The following is a 17,514-nucleotide window of genomic DNA, read 5'->3' on the forward strand; positions in this document are numbered from 1 at the left end:
TTTAAATTTGGACAGAACCTTAGGCTATTGAAGATGCCCAAAAAAAGAAAAAATAAACAAAGAAGCTCAAGAAGCGTTAAACCAAGTATGAATAATTTTGGTTTATTGGCTCTTATTCAGCTAAATCAAGAAACAGATAGAGAAGCATTCCGAAATTTATTGGATACAAAATGCCGAAACCCTATTTTTAAAACTTATTTGTACAGCAACCCTGTACATTATTCTAAATTTATCAGAAGAAATATTAATTCATATAGCTTTGATAATAACTGGCAAGAAATTGAGGTTTGGATAAAACAAATCACTCAATTCAAAAAGCAAATAAATGAATTTTTAGAATTGAAAGAGAGTATAGAAAAAAATGTTCTATTAGGTCATTTTGAAGCAGTTTTAGATACCCTTGCAATTATTAAAGATAGATTTGGGTATTCGTATTGGCATGTCCAAACTGAGCTTTCAGTATTATCTTTCATCAATCAAGATAGCGAAGCGTTAAAGCGATACAAGTTTCTAGTTGAAAACCGTAATCGGCCAGTTGAAGAGCGTGATTTAGACATAATTTTATCTAATGCTTCAAGTAGTAGAACATCTGAACGGAATGACTATTCATTTGAAGCAATTTTAGAAGGTTTGAACAACTCGGAAGGCAAGGCACTTGAATTTCTATTTCGTTTTGATCCGTTGAACTTTGATGATTCTGATTTTAAAGGAATTTTCGAGTATCTGTTTCCAGCTAGCATTATTGATAAATACCTTGCTTTTTGTAGGATGGCGATGGTTTGTCAGGCTAAAGGCAATTTTGAAAATGATGTAGTAAAAGGTTTTTTATCATTAGGATCTCATATTAATGATTATAAGCTCATCAATATTTATCGCTTACAAAGTGGAGAAATGACTCTTCAGGAGGAAGATAAAGCGATAATTGATATTTGCGATACCTATATGATGGGAGATTTTGAAAGTGTAATTGGAAAGTGTGAACACTATTTAACCAAGTGGCCAAATATAGCAAATGCTTACGAATTTTATGTGAACTCCTTAATAGCTCTTGATAGAGGCAGTAGTTTTAATAAAGGTAGTTTGATTCATAAAACTATCTCACAACTGCGAAGTTACATAGTTGGAAGAGGTGATGTAAGTTTTACAAGATTGACTAGGTTGTTTCAACAGTTTAACCATTTTGATGTTATGCCGCTTGTTAAATTGGTAGAGCTTAAAGGTAACATTTGTCACGATACAAACCTTGTAAGAGCACTGTATAGCTTTTTAGACATTAATGGCTCTACTTTTAATCCCTTTAGAAATAACCTTCCCAACCAAACGTCAATTAGCTATGTAATTGCTAATTGTAAAAATGATGATGTTTACTTATTAGATATACCGGAATATCGAAAGCTAAAGTGGCATGCTGACAAGTTATTTAGCGAGAATCATTTTTCCGATGCACTGGATTTATACAAAAAAATAACTGACTGTCCGTTACATCTAGAAGATGAGATCAGAGCTAAGATTGCATTAAGTATGATCAAATCTGGTAACTGCCAAAGTACTGTCGAATATATCAGTAATTCATATTTTGAGAATCCCAAAAATGTCTGGAAACTACCGAAAGAGCTTCTCTTTAAAGAAATTAACGAAAGTGAAGATATAAATTTCGACTCGATTGATACTGTTATTAGTATATATCTGCTGCTGAAAGATGATTATACCGAGCACCAAGTAATATCTCTGTACTTAAATGATTACCTTATGCAATTTGGAATAAAATCCCCAAGCGAGTTGCTTCCAAGCTGCTATAAACAAAGGTTTTTACTTCGAAATATATGTGATTTGAGTATCCTCGAAGGATTAAATATTTATCGTTCTAATAATGAGAAAATTCTAGATCGTGTAAACATACTTTCAAATTTGATATCTGAAGAAGGAGAAGAAGATAAAGTTCTCGAAGAATTAGAGTTCATGATTCATCAGTATACGAAAAACTCATGCGTTAAAAAATTGGGGAAAGGTAAGCTGCATGTCGATCAGTCTAAAGTATTTGCTGAATCAAAAAGGCTTTATGCGTCAGTTTTTGAAGAGCTTGTTTTAGAGTTAGATAGAGAGGAATCCTCTCCTCAAAGCGAGTTGAGCGTAAGCGTTACACAGAAAGATCAGAAAATTGTTAGAACAGACAGAAAGGCTTTTAACCTAGCATTATTTTTGATGCTAGAAATAAGAGATATTTACACACTAAACCCAATGTTTGGATTGGATAACTCTCTAAATGTAGACATTAGACACAATGGTATTGTGCCGAGATTGAGATCAGTTTTTGAAAAGCATGATTTACTATGCAGGCAAGTCAATGGCGAATATTTAGACAATGAGTTTATAGAAGATTGTTTTAAAGCAAGTTTAACGAATGTTTATTACCGCAAGCTGCAAGATGCTTTCAAGGTATTTTCTAAATCTGTTAATGACTTTTTAATTCGAATAAAAAATAGTTACATGCAGATAGGCACAGATGACCTATCTTCAATTGATTCTTTGTTTAAATTTTCATTTGAGTCAGATGAAGTAAATAACATGCTCAGTTTAATAAAGAGTGGAAGTACTTTTGACGAAATTATTAAATGGAATATTAACTCTTTGGATAGAAAAGCAGAACAGCTAATTGAAGCGGGAAAAGTCATTATAGTTAACTTATTGCCAACGAAAGTAGATAGCTATTTTAGAGAGTTAAAGTACGTCTCAAACGATTTGAGGAACAATGCATATCGAGTAAATGAAAAAATTTCGCTAGCAAAAACGGATCTAATAAGTGCAAGTAATGAAGTTAGTGGCTGGTTAGATTTTGTTAAGTCTTCTGGCGAACATTTTGATATCAATGTGCCTATATTGGAAGCTTTAAATTTTGTACAAAATTTGTTTCCAAAAGTTGAGGTTTCAATAAAGCAAGGAACCGTTGTTTCAAATATATATGATGGCAGGCATTTGAAAAGTTTCATAAGGGTTTTCATTATGTTGTTTGAGAACTCTGTAAGTAGAAGAAAGTTCAAACAAAAGTGTGAATTAGTTATCGGTTGGGAAGAGCAAAATGAGAGTTCTACCTTAACAGTATCTTCTCTTTCTAAAAATATTGATTTAGCAAAAGTACAAGAAATAAATAACACGGTTAATGATATCAATTATCTAGATAAAGCTAGCCGAGATAAAAATAGTGGCTTTTATAAAATTAAGAAAATATTTGAACAGGATCTCAATGCACAAAATAGAATTGAGCTATGCGCAGATGGAGATTCATTTAGAGTAAAGATTGAATTTGTTAATAAAAACATTTTAAAAAAGGAGTCTGACTAATGAAAATTCTGATAGCGGAAGACAATGCTACAAAGGCTGCTCAAATAATGGAGTTGCTATTAGAACAGCTAAATTTAAATTCAGCGGATATAACTCTGACAACAAATAAAGAAGAAACTATAGAGGTACTTACTACTCAAACGTTTTCACTCTTAATACTAGATATGAGCCTACCAAGGTATATGAATGATATGGATGATATTAAACACCTTGCTGGTAAAGATATTTTAATATTCATGAGACACAGAAGAAAGTTCATACCTACGGTTGTCATAACTCAACATGATGTGTTTGGACATCATAACAGTCAAATATCTCTTGAGAACTTGAGTAGTGAGCTGATGAATGATTTTAGTAAATTTCTGGTTGACGTATTGGCTTGGGATTCTTCATCTGAACATTGGAAAGATGAACTAACAAAATTTATAGAGAGTGTTGAGTAAGAATGATATCTGTTCTAGTTGTCGAGGATGATGACTCAAAATTTGAAAATGTAAAAAGTATAATCGAAGAATTAAATATTCCAGAGAGAGGGATTTCAAGAACTATAAGTGTTCAGGAAACTTTGTCTGCTCTAGAAAACGCTAAATTTGATGTGTTGATATTAGATCTCCAGATTCCACAGAGGGTTAACGAAGAAAAAAAGGATACTGGTGGGTTAAATGTTCTTAAAGTTATAAAGCATGATGTTAAGAGAAAGGGCGATAAATATAAGACACCAAACGTAATTATTGGGCTGACAAAACACACAGAATTATTTGAAGAACAAGCTTCTTTATTCACGGAACAAAGAGTATTTTCCTATGTATATGATCATATAGATATGACTTGGGCAGATGGGATAAAAGAATCTATAAATGAATATATTCACTCTAAGCAGACATCAACAATTCATAAACCTACAGATAAGGTAATTTACTCTATTCATGGGATACATTCATTTGGACGTTGGCAAGGCAAATTGGATGAATATATTAAAGAGCAAGGCAGTGAGTTTGAGCACATAGAATTTAAATATAACTTCTATCCTGTTTTTTCTTTTTTGATACCACCGCTGCGAAATCGTGAAGTTAAGACCTTTATTACTGAACTGCAAGATCTGGCAAATAGAAATAGAACCGCAGAAATTAACATTGTAGCTCATAGCTTTGGTACTTTTGTCGCTGTCAAAGCGCTAGAAAAAATCCCGTTAATTACAAGTCCCAAATTAGGGCGGGTTGTACTCTGTGGAAGTGTATTAAAGTCCAACTATCAATTGCAAAAAATCATTAATAAACATGAGATTAAAGGGATTGCTAACGATTGCGGTATTTCGGATAAGGCGCTAGTCCTCAGTCAGGCTTCTGCTGTTGGCTTGGGAATGGCTGGTAAAGTTGGTTTCAAAAATACATTTGCGGGCTTGATACAAAATAGGTACTTCGAAGGTGATCACGGTTTATTTTTTAATAAAGGTTTCTTTAAAGATTGGTTAGACTTCTTTTCAGGTAAGCAATTAGATAAACAAGATGACAGGAAAGATCCAAATATATGGTTGTCTATTAAAGCTTGTTTAGTTTTGTATAGCCCATTGATATGCTTATTAGCAGTAGCCTATCTGATTTATTATATTTGTTTCTGAGGCACTGTTTAGAGAGCGAGAATTTACGTCTACAAGCTACAACACATAAGAGATTCACCTATTTAGAAACAAATTCACTGAATCTGAAACCTACACTGTAATAAAAAACTACACAATAACATTTTACTCAGCAGAGATACTGTATATAATTACACTTACTGTATATTTATCTAGTTATTCTGTGAGGCATTTATGTTATCGCATTTATCGGTTAAAAACTTCGCTGTAGTAAAAGAGATCAACATCGCCTTTGAGACCGGCATGACAGCGATGACCGGTGAAACCGGTGCAGGTAAATCCATTGCTATCGACGCGCTTAGCTTATGTCTTGGTGAGCGTGCCGATGCATCCGCCGTAAGGAAAGGGGCTGATAAGGCAGAGATCATTGCCTATTTTTCGCTGCTTGACGCGCCCCTGGCGAGAGCCTGGCTGGATGAAAATGACGTGGTACTGGATGATGATCCCAACACCTGTTTTATTCGTCGACTGATCTCAAAAGAAGGCCGCTCAAAGGCATTTATTAATGGTGTACCGGTTGCGCTTCAGCAGCTTAAGCAACTGGGGCAGTTTTTATTGGCGATCCACGGGCAGAATACACACCTGCAGTTATTAAAAGACGACGTACAACGCAAACTTCTGGATGATTTTGCCGAACACGGCCCGTTACTCTCTGCTACAGCATCTGCTTACCAACACTGGCAACAACTGGCAAAAGAACTCACTGCCCTGGAGCAGGCTGCCCAGCAACGAGCCGACAGAGAACAGTTGTTAAGCTATCAGGTAGCAGAACTCGACGAGTTTTCATTAGCTGAGGGCGAGTTCAGCGAGCTTGAAGCTGAACACAAGCGCCTGAGCAATGGCCAGACCTTGCTCGAAGAAGCGCAAAAGAGCTTTTATCATTTATATGAAGCAGATGAATTTAACGCGTTGTCAGCTATCCAGACCAGCATTGATAAACTCAGTAATCTGGAAGATCATGACCCGGCATTAACCCCCATTGTAGCGCTGCTGAACGAAGCGGCCATTCAGGTGGAAGAATCGGCTAATGAGCTACGCAGTTATTGTGATCAACTGGAAATCGATCCAATGCGTTTGCAGCAGGTTGAAAAGCGCTTTGCCCAGGCCATGGAACTGGCCAGAAAGCATCAGGTGTTGCCAGAATCCCTGTACGAGCATCATCAGCAACTGTCTGAAGAGCTTGCAGGGCTAAGTGCAGATACTGAAAGACTGGTGGTTCTGCAAGAAGACCTTGAAAACAGTCATGCCCAATACCTTGCCGCCAGCGAAAAACTGTCGCAAAGCCGCAGCAACGCTGCTGAAAAGCTAGCTGCTTTGGTTCAAACGCAGGTTCGCACCCTGAATATGCCCCATGCTGAGTTTTATATTGAAGTGTCTTATTGCGAACAGGCCCGCCCTTCTGCGCAGGGAATGGATACCGTGGTCATGAAAGTGGCGACTAACCCGGGGCAACCTCAGGATCGCCTCGACAAAGTGGTGTCTGGCGGTGAGTTATCCAGAATTGGGCTGGCTTTACAGGTGATCAGCCGTGATACCAGCTTAACCCCTACCATGATTTTTGACGAAGTGGATACCGGCATCAGCGGCCCTACGGCTTCGATAGTCGGCCAGTTATTACGCCGTTTAGGTAAGGAAAATCAGGTCATGTGTGTTACCCACTTACCGCAGGTAGCGGCGCAGGCTCATAATCAGCTGTTTGTAACCAAAACCACCGAGAACAGCGAAACGCAGACCCATATTTTAGCACTTACCGAACAAGCCAGAATTGATGAGCTGGCACGTTTACTGGCGGGTGATAAAATTACCCCTAATGCGCTGGCTAATGCCAAAGAATTACTTGATAATGCGCTGGCGAACTAAATTGCAATTCATTGGTCAAAGTTGACGTGCCGGTGTTGAGCGATTAGCATGCTCGACACCGATAGCGTCTGTAAAGACTGTTCAACACCCATAACAGCCTGGCATGCAGACTAAATAATAACGAATACTTACTGTAATAATTGGATTTATCTGTTAATGAAGCTGTCTCACCTGATTGTTGTGCTTTCACTTACTTTTTTATCAACTGCATGTTCTAACTGGATTTACCGGATAGATATTCCTCAAGGTAACTTTTTGGACGAGCGGGACGTAAAAAAACTGCGCATTGGAATGACAAAAGAGCAGGTTGAGTTTGTTCTGGGCCGCCCGATCCTTAAAGACGCCTTCGATAAAGATACCTGGTATTACTACTATGAAATGAAGCGTGGCATGGAAAAACGTGGTGAAGATTTTGAGAAAAGCCTAGTCATTACTTTTAATAACGACCGCGTAGAAACGGTAGACAGCGATTTCGAACTATCTGAAGATTTCAACACGCCTCTGGAGCAATAACACCATTCAGTATGGCTTGCTTAACCTTCAATAATAAGTAAGCCATTATTTAAGTCTTGTTGGTTTGAACACCACGCTCACATCAACTATGCCCTCCTTTCCACCGCGTCAGACATATTTTGAAATTATTTTAAAGTACGCCCTTTACATCCTCCATGCTAAGGTTGTCCGGTCTTTAATCTAAACTATTCAAATGTATTATGAAAAATCGCTTAATAAACACCTTACGCCTGGCCCCCATATGCTTTGTGATTGGTACGGCGCTCACTGGTTGTGTTATCAACGTCGGCGGTCATAGTTCTGCTGACTATGATGGTAATGTAAACCGGGTTTTCGGCAGCATAAGTGTGTCGGAGAATCGACAGGTAGGCTCCCTGACTACGGTTAATGGTGGCATCACCTTAGGCTCTAACGTTAAAGCGGATGAATTAACCACGGTTAATGGTGGTGTTACGGTAGGCGATTTTTGTGAAATTGATGGGATCACCGTGGTAAATGGCGACATTGAAACCGGCCAGAAGCTGATTTCAGGTGACGGTATTGAGTCGGTTAATGGTGATATCACCCTGGACTCCGGCGCTAAGGTTCATGGCAGCCTGATCACCGTTAATGGCGACATTGAAGCAACGGATATCACTCTTACTGACAGCATCGAAACAGTTAATGGCGACATCAGTATTCGCGGAAACAGTCTTATCGAAGGCGATATCATTTATAACGATCCGGAAAATAATGACAACCATTCAACCCCTACCTTATACATTGATGGTAACGTACAACTAACCGGAGAAATTATTTTAGAACGTGATGTTAAGCTGGAAATTCCCGACACTATGACATCCAAAGTCCGCTATAAGAGCTCAGCAATGTAATGCACCCGTTTTCAGAATTAATCGTTCAGAATAGTCATGGCGACGATATCGCCATGCAGGCCTTTGACAACAAAGTACTGCTCATCGTCAATACAGCAAGTAAGTGCGGCTTCACACCTCAGTACGAGGGACTGGAGGCTTTACACCAGCAATATGCTGATCAAGGGCTGGTCATTCTTGGCTTTCCCTGCAACCAGTTTGGTCAGCAGGAGCCCGGTGACGATGCCAGCATTCAGTCTTTTTGCACCCTCAACTACCAGGTTACCTTTCCGGTAATGAAAAAAATTGAAGTGAACGGCTCTGGTGCCAGCCCGTTGTATAAATACCTGAAAGCTCAAGCACCAGGCCTGTTTGGTACCAAGGCTATCAAATGGAATTTTACCAAGTTTCTGATCAGTAAAGACCGTGCCACTATCACACGGTTCGGCCCGCAAACCAGCCCCGAATCCATTCAACAGGCATTAGAAACGTTACTGGCGCAATAAGGCTAACCACAATGTGTGCACACAGAGAGGGTTAGCCGGCCGCTGGATTAAAACTGACGGCGTTGGTGGACCCGCTCTTTACGGATTTTGTGTTTTTTAACCGAACGACGCATGCGACTGAGGCGGGCATGGTCAAGCTTAGTCTGGCGTTCATCAACCATACTTTCATTTTCTGCCGGTAACTGGACCATATGGCGTAACGCATTAACGTCACTCAATGGCAATTCAACCCAGGCGCCCTGCGGTAATCGTTTTTGCAATTCTATTGGCCCGTAACGAACACGGATCAAACGACTAACCTGACAATCCTGGGACTCCCACAAACGACGTACCTCGCGGTTACGCCCCTCTTCCAGAGTGACGTTAAACCAGTTGTTCATGCTCTCTTCATCGGTTGCCGGGCGGGGTTTTATGGTATTAAACTTAGCCATACCATCTTCGAGCTTCACGCCTTTTTTGAGCAACTGAAGCGCTTTTGGCGGCACTTCGCCAAAGATACGCACAGCATACTCACGCTCAATTTTACAACGGGGGTGCATCAGGCGATTAGCCATCTCACCGTCGTTAGTAAACAGCAATAAGCCACTGGTGTTGATATCCAGACGACCGACGGCGATCCAGCGTCCCTGACTGATTGCCGGCAAACGGTCAAATACGGTACTACGGCCCTCGGGATCAATTCGGGTACATAACTCGCCTTCCGGCTTGTTGTACATCAGCACCCGGCATACCGGCTCTTCATTACTGCGTGATAAAATGTGGCCGTCTACGCGAATTTGCGCTGTTGCATCAACCCGGTCACCCAATTTGGCCACGATGCCGTTCACCGATATACGGCCCTGCTCAATCCAGCGTTCCATTTCTCGGCGCGAACCCATGCCATGATTAGCTAGTACCTTCTGTAATTTCTCTGTCATTAGTGTATTGACTCTTTTTGGTTGTCGCTATCACCTTGTACCTGAGTCGCCTGTTTATCATGCAACACGTGAGTTACGTTTTGTGTCGCATCAAGGGAGGCCATAAAATCCTCGGCATTAGGTAAGTCACTGAGTGACTTCAGCGAAAAATAATCTAAAAATTGTTTTGTCGTAGCATACAGCGCCGGCCGGCCGGGAACTTCCTTATGACCAATCACTTTTATCCACTCACGTTCAGTGAGCGTTTTAATAATGTTGCTGCTAACAGCCACACCACGCACCTGCTCTATTTCACCCCGGGTTATCGGTTGTCGATAGGCAATAAGCGCAAGTGTCTCTAACATCGCCCGGGAATATTTGGGACTGCTCTCCTGCCACAGACGACTAAGCCAGGGGCTAAGGCTATCGAGTGACTGAAACCGGTAACCACTGGCAACCTCTACTAGTTGGATACCACGTGGGCGATAATCCAGTTGCAGGGTGCTCAGTGCTGATTGTATCGCTTTATCACTGACGGTGAAATCAGCCAGCACAGTATTTTTTAATTTATCAACGGAAACCGGTTGCTCCGAGACAAAGATTGTTGCCTCAATAAGCTGTTTAAGCTGCTCACTATTGATTTTTTTCATGGTGCTTCAAAACTACCTAACTTCACATGAATGCGGGCAAACGGCCCGGCCTGAACCAGGCTAATAGTCTGCCCTTTTACCAGCTCTAAAATGGCCAGAAAGGTTACTACCGCGCCGGCCCGCCCCTCTTCAGCGGTAAACAAAGCTTCCATCGGGGTATATTCTTCGGCGTTAAGTAACTGCAAAATTTTACTCATACGTTCCCGGGTGCTGAGCGCTTCCGGGGCTATATGATGATGTTCAAAAGCCGCAGCACGCTGCATAGCGGCCGAAAAGGCTAGCACCAGGTCCTGTAGCGATACGTCCGGCTGTATAATCACCGGCTTAATATCGGCAGAGGGTTCCACACTTACCCTGAACAGATCGCGCTCCATACGTGGCTGCAGATCCAGATCTTCGGCCGCTTGCTTAATGAGCTCATATTCCTGCAAACGTCGTATCAGGGCCGCTCTTGGGTCTTCTTCGTCTTCTTCTTCATCGCTGCGACTTGGCAGTAATAATCGAGACTTGATCTCAGCCAGAATAGCAGCCATCAACAGGTATTCAGCCGCTAATTCAAGCTTAAGGGTTTGCATCACCTCAACGTATTCCATGTACTGGCGGGTGATTTCCGCCACTGGCATAGTGGTAATATCAAATTTTTGTTTACGGATTAAATACAGTAATAAATCCAGCGGACCTTCAAATGACTCTAGGATGACCTCCAGCGCTTCCGGCGGAATATACAAATCCTCCGGCTTTTCAATCACCGCCTCGCCGTTCACAAAGGCCAGTGGCAGCGGTTGCTGTACCGGTGTGGCGAGGGTTGAGACTGGCTCGTCGCTATTGCTCATGGCAGGCCTTATTCACCCTCTTATAAAAAAGGCGTAACATCACCACTGCCTTCACGAACCACCACGGGATCGCCTTCACTTAAGTCAATCACTGTAGTGGGTTGTTCACCCAGATAGCCGCCATGAATAATGAGACCCACCTGTTTTTCCAGCTTATCGCGAATTTCATCAGGGTCTGATTCTGCCAGTGATTGCCCGGGCAGAATTAACGACGTGGACATGAGAGGCTCGTTCAGTTCTTCCAGCAGAGCCAGCGCGATGATGTTATCCGGTACCCGAATACCGATGGTACGGCGTTTAGGATTCTGAAGTCGTTTAGGTACTTCACGGGTGGCCTTAAGCACAAACGTGTAAGGCCCGGGAGTGTTGTTTTTTAACATCCTAAACGCCACATTATCCACCTTAGCGTATACCGATAGCTCGGACATATCCCGGCACATTAACGAGAAATTGTGTTCGTTAGCAATCTGACGAATGCGACAGAGCTGGTCCAGGGCGCGTTTATCATCCATCTGGCAGCCAATCGCATAGCCAGAATCAGTAGGGTAAACCACTACCTCGCCCTGACGAATAAGCTCAACGGCCTGTTTGATTAAACGTGGCTGTGGATTATCAGGGTGTACATAAAAAAACTGACTCATACAGGATCCTTTAGTGTAGATTCACTCACCGTAAATTCCAGTCATGCCAAACCGGAGTAAGTGTTTCTGATTTTAACTGACAACGGCCCAGTTCAGTCCAGCGACCGGGAAAATGAAAATCCGATCCCGCCGACGCCAGTAACTGATGTTCAGCAACAATAGAGTGTAGTAGTGCTTGTTTGTCAGGGTTCATTCCCGGAAACACTACTTCAACTGCGTCCCCCCCCGACTGGTCGAATTCAGCGATAAGACGTCGCAGCCATTTAGCACTCATATCATAATGTATAGGGTGAGCCAGTACAGACCGGCCCCCCGCCTGCTGAATCACCTCTACCGCCGCGGCGATATCCGGCCACTCGGCCTTCACTGCAGCGCGTTTTCCTTTCCCCAAATACAGTTTAAATGCCTTTTCCAGGGTCGCGACCTGAAAATTATCCACCAGCACACGGGCGAAATGAGCACGGGTGATTTGACCAACCCCTGCGTATCGGCGCGCTCTTTCCAGCGTGCCCTCAAAGCCGCACTTCGTTAGCTTATCGGCAATTTTAGCAGCGCGTTCATCACGTTTTTGCTGTTGTTCAGCTAAAAAGGCCTGAAGTGCCGGATGCTCGGTATCGATATTCAAACCCACGATATGGATTTCAAAACTGTGCCAGCGCGTGGAGATCTCAACGCCGTCAATAATTGTCAGTGCCGGGTAGTGGTCTCGGGCTGCGGCATGGGCATCAGCCAGGCCATAAACAGTGTCGTGATCGGTAATAGCCAGTATATCAACCTGCATAGTTTGAGCACGTTGAATAAGCTCGGCCGGCGTTAACCGGCCGTCCGAAAAAGTGGTGTGACTGTGCAAGTCAATTTTCATGTATTTTCAAATTTATGGTTGACACAAATAGTTTTTTGTTTTCTTCTATAGCACAGTATACGGATTGAATGCTTCGATGCCTATCGAAGTTATCAAATTAAAACAAAGAGACAGGAAACTAATGCTAAAACAACCACAACACAGCGCCGTAATGGCAACTATCTGGTGGTGGCACTCCCTTCGATAATGGGCGGTGTGAGCGTTAGTGCGCAAAACAAACAAAAAAGGCCCGTAATGTTACGGGCCTTTTTTTTAATTTTTAAGCGGAGAAATAAGATGAGTTTGGCCGAATTAGGCATGGTCCCGGGAAGAGTGGAAACCATTGAGAGAACAGCAACCTACGTCAATGATCCCTTGGCGGCATTTGCCCAGCTGTGTGGCGACAAGCCCCATGCATTACTGCTTGAGTCCGCCGAGATAGACAGTAAGGATAACCTGCAAAGTTTGCTGATGGTGGATGGCGCTCTGCGCTTTGAATGCCGCGGGCAGCAGGTCGCCATACAGGCGCTGAGTGCCAACGGTAAAGGGTTGTTACCGCTGTTTATGGAAAGCTGTCCGGCAGATTTAAGATGCCAGATCATCAGCGAAACTGAAATTACTCTTCAGTGTCATTCCCAAACAGCCAACCTTGACGAAGACAGCCGCTTAAAATCCACCAGTGTGTTCGACGTATTACGGATGGTAGTTAAACAGATCACGCCGCTTCGTGACCACCAGCATGCAGTGTTTTTAGGTGGCGTATTCGCTTATGATTTGCTGGCAACCTTCGAAGACCTGCCTGAAGTAGAAGAAGGCGATAATGACTGCGCTGACTATGTTTTTTATCTGGCAGAAACCCTGATCACTTTCGATCATCAAACCCGTCAGGCACGTTTGCTGGGCAGTGTGTTTAGCGGTAGTGAAGTGGCCACCAGTTACTTTGCCATTGCCCAGCGCCTCGAATCCTTGTGCGCAGAGTTACAAAGCCTGGCACCACTAGATATATCACCGGTCTCCGTCAGCGAACCAGCATCCTTACAAGTGGATAAATCTGACGAAGAGTACTGCAACGACGTGCTGACCTTAAAGGAACATATTCTGGCCGGCGATATTTTTCAGGTTGTGCCGTCCCGAACGTTTTCTCTGCCCTGCCCTGCACCACTTACCGCCTATGCGGCCTTGAAAAAACAAAACCCCAGCCCTTATATGTTTTATATGCAGGATGCTGAATTTACAATTTTTGGCGCCTCTCCGGAGTCCGCCCTTAAATACACCGCGCAAAGCAATGTGGTGGAAATCTACCCGATTGCCGGCACCCGCCCCCGTGGCAAACGCGCCAATGGCGAGATAGACCATGATATGGACAGCCGCATTGAGCTTAACCTGCGCGAAGATCAGAAAGAAAAAGCCGAACATCTGATGCTGGTAGACCTGGCCCGTAATGACGTAGCCAAAGTATCAGAGCCCGGCACCCGCTATGTGAAAGACTTACTTAAGGTTGACCGCTATTCCCATGTAATGCACCTGGTATCCCGCGTAGTAGGCCAGTTGCGCCACGATCTGGATGCGCTGCATGCCTATCAGGCCTGCATGAACATGGGCACCCTGGTGGGCGCGCCCAAAGTCAGTGCCGCTTCGTTAATCCGCAAAGTCGAGCACAAACGTCGCGGTAGTTATGGTGGCGCTGTGGGCTACCTGAATAACGATGGCGATATGGATACCTGTATTGTTATCCGCTCAGCTTTTGTTAAAAAGGGTCGCGCCTATATACAGGCAGGGGCTGGCGTAGTGTATGATTCCGACCCGCAAGCAGAAGCCGATGAAACTCGTAACAAGGCACAGGCCGTTATCAATGCGGTAAAATCCTCGGTTAGCGTTCAGGGAGAAATATAATGAGCCAGCCTATCACCGTTTTTCTGTTGGACAACGTCGACTCCTTTACCTACAACCTGGTCGATGAACTGCGCACGATGGATTTAAATATTGTGGTATACCGCAATAATGTTGACGCCAAAATGTTATTCGAAAAAATGCAATTGCAGGCTGAAAAAGGGCCGGTTTTATTGCTATTATCCCCGGGGCCTGGTGCACCGCATGAAGCCGGATGCATGCCCGAACTGTTAAACATGGTTCAGGGGCATTTCCCGGTACTCGGGATTTGTCTTGGTCATCAGGCGATTGTGGCCCATTATGGCGGCACAGTCGGTCGCGCTGAAGATGTTATGCACGGTAAATCCTCGGCCATTATCCATAGCGGTGAGGCCATGTTTGCGAATATGCCACAGCCGCTTCACGTTGCCCGTTATCACTCGCTGATGGCACTGGAACTGCCTGAAGGTCTAACGCCACTGGCCAAAGTGGGTACTACGGTGATGGCGGTTTACCAGTCTGACGATAAAATGCTTGGATTCCAGTTTCATCCGGAGTCCATTCTAACGGCAGAAGGCAGTCGCCTGCTGCTACAAAGCATTCATTACCTGACCAAAGAGGATTAACTCATGGCTGACTACAGCAAGGTAATTGAAAAACTCTTCGACGGTCAGCACCTGACTCAGGCCGAGTCGTTCTCGGTATTCAATCAGGTGATGCACGGTGAGCTTTCCGATGTGAAACTCGCGACCTTACTGACCGCACTTAAAATTAAGGGGGAGTCCCCCAATGAAATTGCCGGGGCAGCCAGTGCAATGGTGTCTAATGCACGCCCTTATCCAACACCGGATTACGAATTTGGTGATATCGTAGGCACCGGTGGCGATGGTCATCATACCATCAATATTTCCAGCGCGGCGGCGCTGGTAGCCGCCAGTTGCGGTGTTAAGATCGCCAAACATGGTAACCGCAGCGTATCAAGCAAGTCCGGCTCGGCCGACTTCTTTCGCGAATGCGGTATCAAGCTTGATATTACCCCGGAGGTTGCCCGCAAATGCCTGGATGAGGTTAACTTCTGTTTTCTGTTTGCTCCGGTCTATCACGCCGGTATGCGCTTTGCTGCGCCGGTACGCGCCGAGATGAAAACCCGCACACTGTTTAATATTCTTGGTCCACTGGCTAACCCGGCGGGCCCAACCTTTGGCGTGTATGGCGTTTATACACCGGAACTACTGGATACCTATGCCCAGACTCTTACTCTGATGGGACAACACAGCGCGTTAATTGTCCACGGTGACGGACTGGATGAACTATCCTTACACGGCCCCACTCAGATAGTTGAAATCGATCATGGTAGTGCCACCCACTATACGGTTACGGCAGCCGATTTTGGCTTGAGCCATGCGCCTATCAGCGCTATTGCCGGTGGTGAGCCAATTGAAAATCGCCGGCTTATTGAAGCGGCCTTACGCGGTGAAGGTGAACAGGCCCACCGTGAAGCCATCGCGATGAACGCCGGCGCGCTGCTAAAAATCAGCGGGCATGCCAATACCTTTAAGGATGGCGCGGAACAGGCACTCAATGCCATGGCCAGTGCCGCCCCCGTCAACTTAATCAGACAAATCGCTGAACTAAGCCAACTGGAAGAAAATGCATGAGCAACGTCCTCGATAAAATAGTTGAAGACAAACGTGTTGAAATTGAAGCACGCATGGCCGAGACGCCTCTTGAGCAAATAAAGCAGGGGTTAACACCGTCAACCAAAAGTCTGTTTGATGCACTTAATACCCCGAATGCCGGGTATATTTTAGAGTGTAAAAAGGCATCTCCCTCAAAAGGGCTGATCCGTGAGAAGTTTGATCTGGATGAAATTCTCAGCGCCTACACGCCCTTTGCAGCAGGCATTTCGGTACTGACCGACGAGAAATACTTCCAGGGCAAGTTTGAATACTTAGCCTATGTTACCGAACGGGTAAGCCAGCCGGTGCTCAACAAAGACTTCTTTGTTTGTGAGTATCAGGTGTATCTGGCCCGTTATTACAATGCTGATGCCATTTTATTAATGCTATCGGTACTTGATGATGAGACCTACCGACAGCTTGCGGCGGTGGCCGACTCGCTGGGTCTGGATATTCTTACCGAAGTCAGCAACGAACAAGAAATGCACCGTGCGATTGCGTTAAAGGCCAAAATTATTGGTATTAATAACCGTGACCTGCGCGACCTGTCTACCGATTTGGCGACGACTGAAAAGCTGGTGCCCATGCTGCGAGATGCAACCCATGAACATGTAGTGATCAGTGAGTCCGGCATTTATACCCATCAGGACGTGTTGCGCCTGGCCCCCCTGTGTCAGGGCTTCTTAGTGGGCAGCGCCTTAATGGCTCAACAGGACCTGCCGCTGGCCGTCAAACAACTGGTGTACGGTACGGTAAAAGTATGCGGCATGACCCAGCCAGAGCAGGTACGTCATGCCTTTGAAAGCGGTGCCAGCTATTGCGGGTTAATTTTTGCTGCTCACTCCAAACGCTGCGTGTCGCCAGACCAGGCGCGCGACATTGTCGCCGCCACGCCCGGCAACTACGTTGGTGTGTTTGTCAATCAACCCCTCGAAATGGTGCTGAAAATAGCTAACGAACTGGGCCTTAAAGCCGTGCAGTTACATGGTGATGAAGACACTATGTACCGCCAGCATTTACGGGCAAACCTGCCCGAGGGCTGCGAAATCTGGCAGGCCATTGGCGTTGCTGGCGAATTACCTTACCTGACTCATGCTTTGCTGGATGACGACACACTGGATAAGGTGTTGCTGGATTGTCAGGTTGGCAAACAAACCGGCGGTACCGGCCAACAATTTGACTGGTCAGTGATCCACAATGAGCTCGAACTCGAAAAACTCGTTATAGCAGGTGGTATCAATCCACAGAATATTGCCGCTGCGCAGGCAACCGGTGTTGCCATTGTTGATGTAAACTCAGGAGTGGAAGACAGCCCGGGCAACAAGTCTGCACAGCAGGTCAGCGAACTTTTTACTCTTTGTCGCCAGTATTAACCGGCCGATATATTCAACGGGACATTT

At 44.4% G+C, this 17,514-nt stretch carries 16 protein-coding genes; 11 read left to right on the forward strand and 5 right to left on the reverse strand.

Going from position 1 to position 17,514, the window contains the following annotated elements; genetic code table 11:
* Positions 1–33 precede the first annotated feature (33 nt).
* From AC2T0J_RS22765 to AC2T0J_RS22795, 7 genes are all read left to right on the forward strand, one after another.
* Positions 34–3,339, forward strand: a complete 3,306-nt coding sequence (locus AC2T0J_RS22765) for a hypothetical protein (RefSeq protein ID WP_489807999.1) — start codon at positions 34–36, stop codon at positions 3,337–3,339.
* On the forward strand, positions 3,339–3,782 hold the full coding sequence (locus tag AC2T0J_RS22770) for a response regulator (RefSeq protein WP_489808000.1): 444 nt from the start codon (positions 3,339–3,341) through the stop codon (positions 3,780–3,782). The genes AC2T0J_RS22765 and AC2T0J_RS22770 overlap by 1 nt, the downstream gene beginning before the upstream one ends.
* Positions 3,783–3,784: 2 nt before the next feature.
* Complete coding sequence (locus AC2T0J_RS22775; RefSeq protein WP_489808001.1) at positions 3,785–4,957, forward strand: hypothetical protein; 1,173 nt, start codon at positions 3,785–3,787, stop codon at positions 4,955–4,957.
* Between the two features lie 192 nt (positions 4,958–5,149).
* Complete coding sequence (recN, locus tag AC2T0J_RS22780) at positions 5,150–6,835, forward strand: DNA repair protein RecN (RefSeq protein WP_489808002.1); 1,686 nt, start codon at positions 5,150–5,152, stop codon at positions 6,833–6,835.
* 156 nt (positions 6,836–6,991) lie between these two features.
* Positions 6,992–7,348 (forward strand): outer membrane protein assembly factor BamE, encoded by a 357-nt coding sequence (locus AC2T0J_RS22785; protein WP_489808003.1) that lies wholly within the window; start codon positions 6,992–6,994, stop codon positions 7,346–7,348.
* A gap of 200 nt (positions 7,349–7,548) precedes the next feature.
* The gene (locus AC2T0J_RS22790; RefSeq protein WP_489808004.1) at positions 7,549–8,220 is read left to right on the forward strand and encodes a DUF4097 family beta strand repeat-containing protein; all 672 of its coding nucleotides are present in this window, start codon (positions 7,549–7,551) and stop codon (positions 8,218–8,220) included.
* Positions 8,220–8,705, forward strand: a complete 486-nt coding sequence (locus AC2T0J_RS22795; protein ID WP_489808005.1) for a glutathione peroxidase — start codon at positions 8,220–8,222, stop codon at positions 8,703–8,705. The genes AC2T0J_RS22790 and AC2T0J_RS22795 overlap by 1 nt, the downstream gene beginning before the upstream one ends.
* Positions 8,706–8,752: 47 nt before the next feature.
* Here AC2T0J_RS22795 and rluB read toward each other — a convergent pair whose 3' ends face one another.
* The 5 genes from rluB to AC2T0J_RS22820 are packed head-to-tail and all read right to left on the reverse strand — an operon-like array spanning position 8,753 to position 12,587.
* Complete coding sequence (gene rluB / locus AC2T0J_RS22800; protein WP_489808006.1) at positions 8,753–9,622, reverse strand: 23S rRNA pseudouridine(2605) synthase RluB; 870 nt, start codon at positions 9,620–9,622, stop codon at positions 8,753–8,755.
* The gene (scpB, locus tag AC2T0J_RS22805) at positions 9,622–10,251 is read right to left on the reverse strand and encodes an SMC-Scp complex subunit ScpB (RefSeq protein ID WP_489808007.1); all 630 of its coding nucleotides are present in this window, start codon (positions 10,249–10,251) and stop codon (positions 9,622–9,624) included. The genes rluB and scpB overlap by 1 nt, the downstream gene beginning before the upstream one ends.
* Complete coding sequence (locus AC2T0J_RS22810) at positions 10,248–11,084, reverse strand: segregation and condensation protein A (protein ID WP_489808008.1); 837 nt, start codon at positions 11,082–11,084, stop codon at positions 10,248–10,250. Before AC2T0J_RS22810 ends, scpB begins: the two co-directional genes overlap by 4 nt.
* A gap of 20 nt (positions 11,085–11,104) precedes the next feature.
* Positions 11,105–11,725 carry an L-threonylcarbamoyladenylate synthase gene (locus tag AC2T0J_RS22815; protein WP_489808009.1) on the reverse strand — a complete coding sequence of 207 codons (621 nt, stop codon included), beginning with the start codon at positions 11,723–11,725 and terminating at the stop codon, positions 11,105–11,107.
* A gap of 25 nt (positions 11,726–11,750) precedes the next feature.
* A complete protein-coding gene (locus tag AC2T0J_RS22820) occupies positions 11,751–12,587 on the reverse strand; it encodes a PHP domain-containing protein (protein ID WP_489808010.1) in 837 nt (278 codons plus the stop codon).
* Between the two features lie 276 nt (positions 12,588–12,863).
* Here AC2T0J_RS22820 and AC2T0J_RS22825 point away from each other — a divergent pair, with 276 nt between their 5' ends.
* Genes AC2T0J_RS22825 through trpCF form a run of 4 tightly spaced genes read left to right on the forward strand, consistent with a single transcriptional unit; the run spans position 12,864 to position 17,487 of the window.
* Positions 12,864–14,459: an anthranilate synthase component 1 gene (locus AC2T0J_RS22825; protein ID WP_489808011.1), complete on the forward strand. Its 1,596-nt coding sequence runs from the start codon at positions 12,864–12,866 to the stop codon at positions 14,457–14,459.
* On the forward strand, positions 14,459–15,061 hold the full coding sequence (locus AC2T0J_RS22830) for an aminodeoxychorismate/anthranilate synthase component II (RefSeq protein ID WP_489808012.1): 603 nt from the start codon (positions 14,459–14,461) through the stop codon (positions 15,059–15,061). The genes AC2T0J_RS22825 and AC2T0J_RS22830 overlap by 1 nt, the downstream gene beginning before the upstream one ends.
* 3 nt (positions 15,062–15,064) lie before the next feature.
* Positions 15,065–16,093 carry an anthranilate phosphoribosyltransferase gene (trpD, locus tag AC2T0J_RS22835; protein WP_489808013.1) on the forward strand — a complete coding sequence of 343 codons (1,029 nt, stop codon included), beginning with the start codon at positions 15,065–15,067 and terminating at the stop codon, positions 16,091–16,093.
* Positions 16,090–17,487: a bifunctional indole-3-glycerol-phosphate synthase TrpC/phosphoribosylanthranilate isomerase TrpF gene (gene trpCF / locus AC2T0J_RS22840; RefSeq protein ID WP_489808014.1), complete on the forward strand. Its 1,398-nt coding sequence runs from the start codon at positions 16,090–16,092 to the stop codon at positions 17,485–17,487. The genes trpD and trpCF overlap by 4 nt, the downstream gene beginning before the upstream one ends.
* Positions 17,488–17,514 lie beyond the last annotated feature (27 nt).

The organism is Alteromonas sp. ISO5 (assembly GCF_058105165.1).

Bases quoted from the DNA above. Each gene is read 5' to 3' on its own strand.
- AC2T0J_RS22765 (WP_489807999.1), top strand. From the start codon at position 34: ATGCCCAAAAAAAGAAAAAATAAACAAAGAAGCTCAAGAAGCGTTAAA.
- AC2T0J_RS22770 (WP_489808000.1), top strand. From the start codon at position 3,339: ATGAAAATTCTGATAGCGGAAGACAATGCTACAAAGGCTGCTCAAATA.
- AC2T0J_RS22775 (WP_489808001.1), top strand. From the start codon at position 3,785: ATGATATCTGTTCTAGTTGTCGAGGATGATGACTCAAAATTTGAAAAT.
- recN (WP_489808002.1), top strand. From the start codon at position 5,150: ATGTTATCGCATTTATCGGTTAAAAACTTCGCTGTAGTAAAAGAGATC.
- AC2T0J_RS22785 (WP_489808003.1), top strand. From the start codon at position 6,992: ATGAAGCTGTCTCACCTGATTGTTGTGCTTTCACTTACTTTTTTATCA.
- AC2T0J_RS22790 (WP_489808004.1), top strand. From the start codon at position 7,549: ATGAAAAATCGCTTAATAAACACCTTACGCCTGGCCCCCATATGCTTT.
- AC2T0J_RS22795 (WP_489808005.1), top strand. From the start codon at position 8,220: ATGCACCCGTTTTCAGAATTAATCGTTCAGAATAGTCATGGCGACGAT.
- rluB (WP_489808006.1), bottom strand. From the start codon at position 9,622: ATGACAGAGAAATTACAGAAGGTACTAGCTAATCATGGCATGGGTTCG.
- scpB (WP_489808007.1), bottom strand. From the start codon at position 10,251: ATGAAAAAAATCAATAGTGAGCAGCTTAAACAGCTTATTGAGGCAACA.
- AC2T0J_RS22810 (WP_489808008.1), bottom strand. From the start codon at position 11,084: ATGAGCAATAGCGACGAGCCAGTCTCAACCCTCGCCACACCGGTACAG.
- AC2T0J_RS22815 (WP_489808009.1), bottom strand. From the start codon at position 11,725: ATGAGTCAGTTTTTTTATGTACACCCTGATAATCCACAGCCACGTTTA.
- AC2T0J_RS22820 (WP_489808010.1), bottom strand. From the start codon at position 12,587: ATGAAAATTGACTTGCACAGTCACACCACTTTTTCGGACGGCCGGTTA.
- AC2T0J_RS22825 (WP_489808011.1), top strand. From the start codon at position 12,864: ATGAGTTTGGCCGAATTAGGCATGGTCCCGGGAAGAGTGGAAACCATT.
- AC2T0J_RS22830 (WP_489808012.1), top strand. From the start codon at position 14,459: ATGAGCCAGCCTATCACCGTTTTTCTGTTGGACAACGTCGACTCCTTT.
- trpD (WP_489808013.1), top strand. From the start codon at position 15,065: ATGGCTGACTACAGCAAGGTAATTGAAAAACTCTTCGACGGTCAGCAC.
- trpCF (WP_489808014.1), top strand. From the start codon at position 16,090: ATGAGCAACGTCCTCGATAAAATAGTTGAAGACAAACGTGTTGAAATT.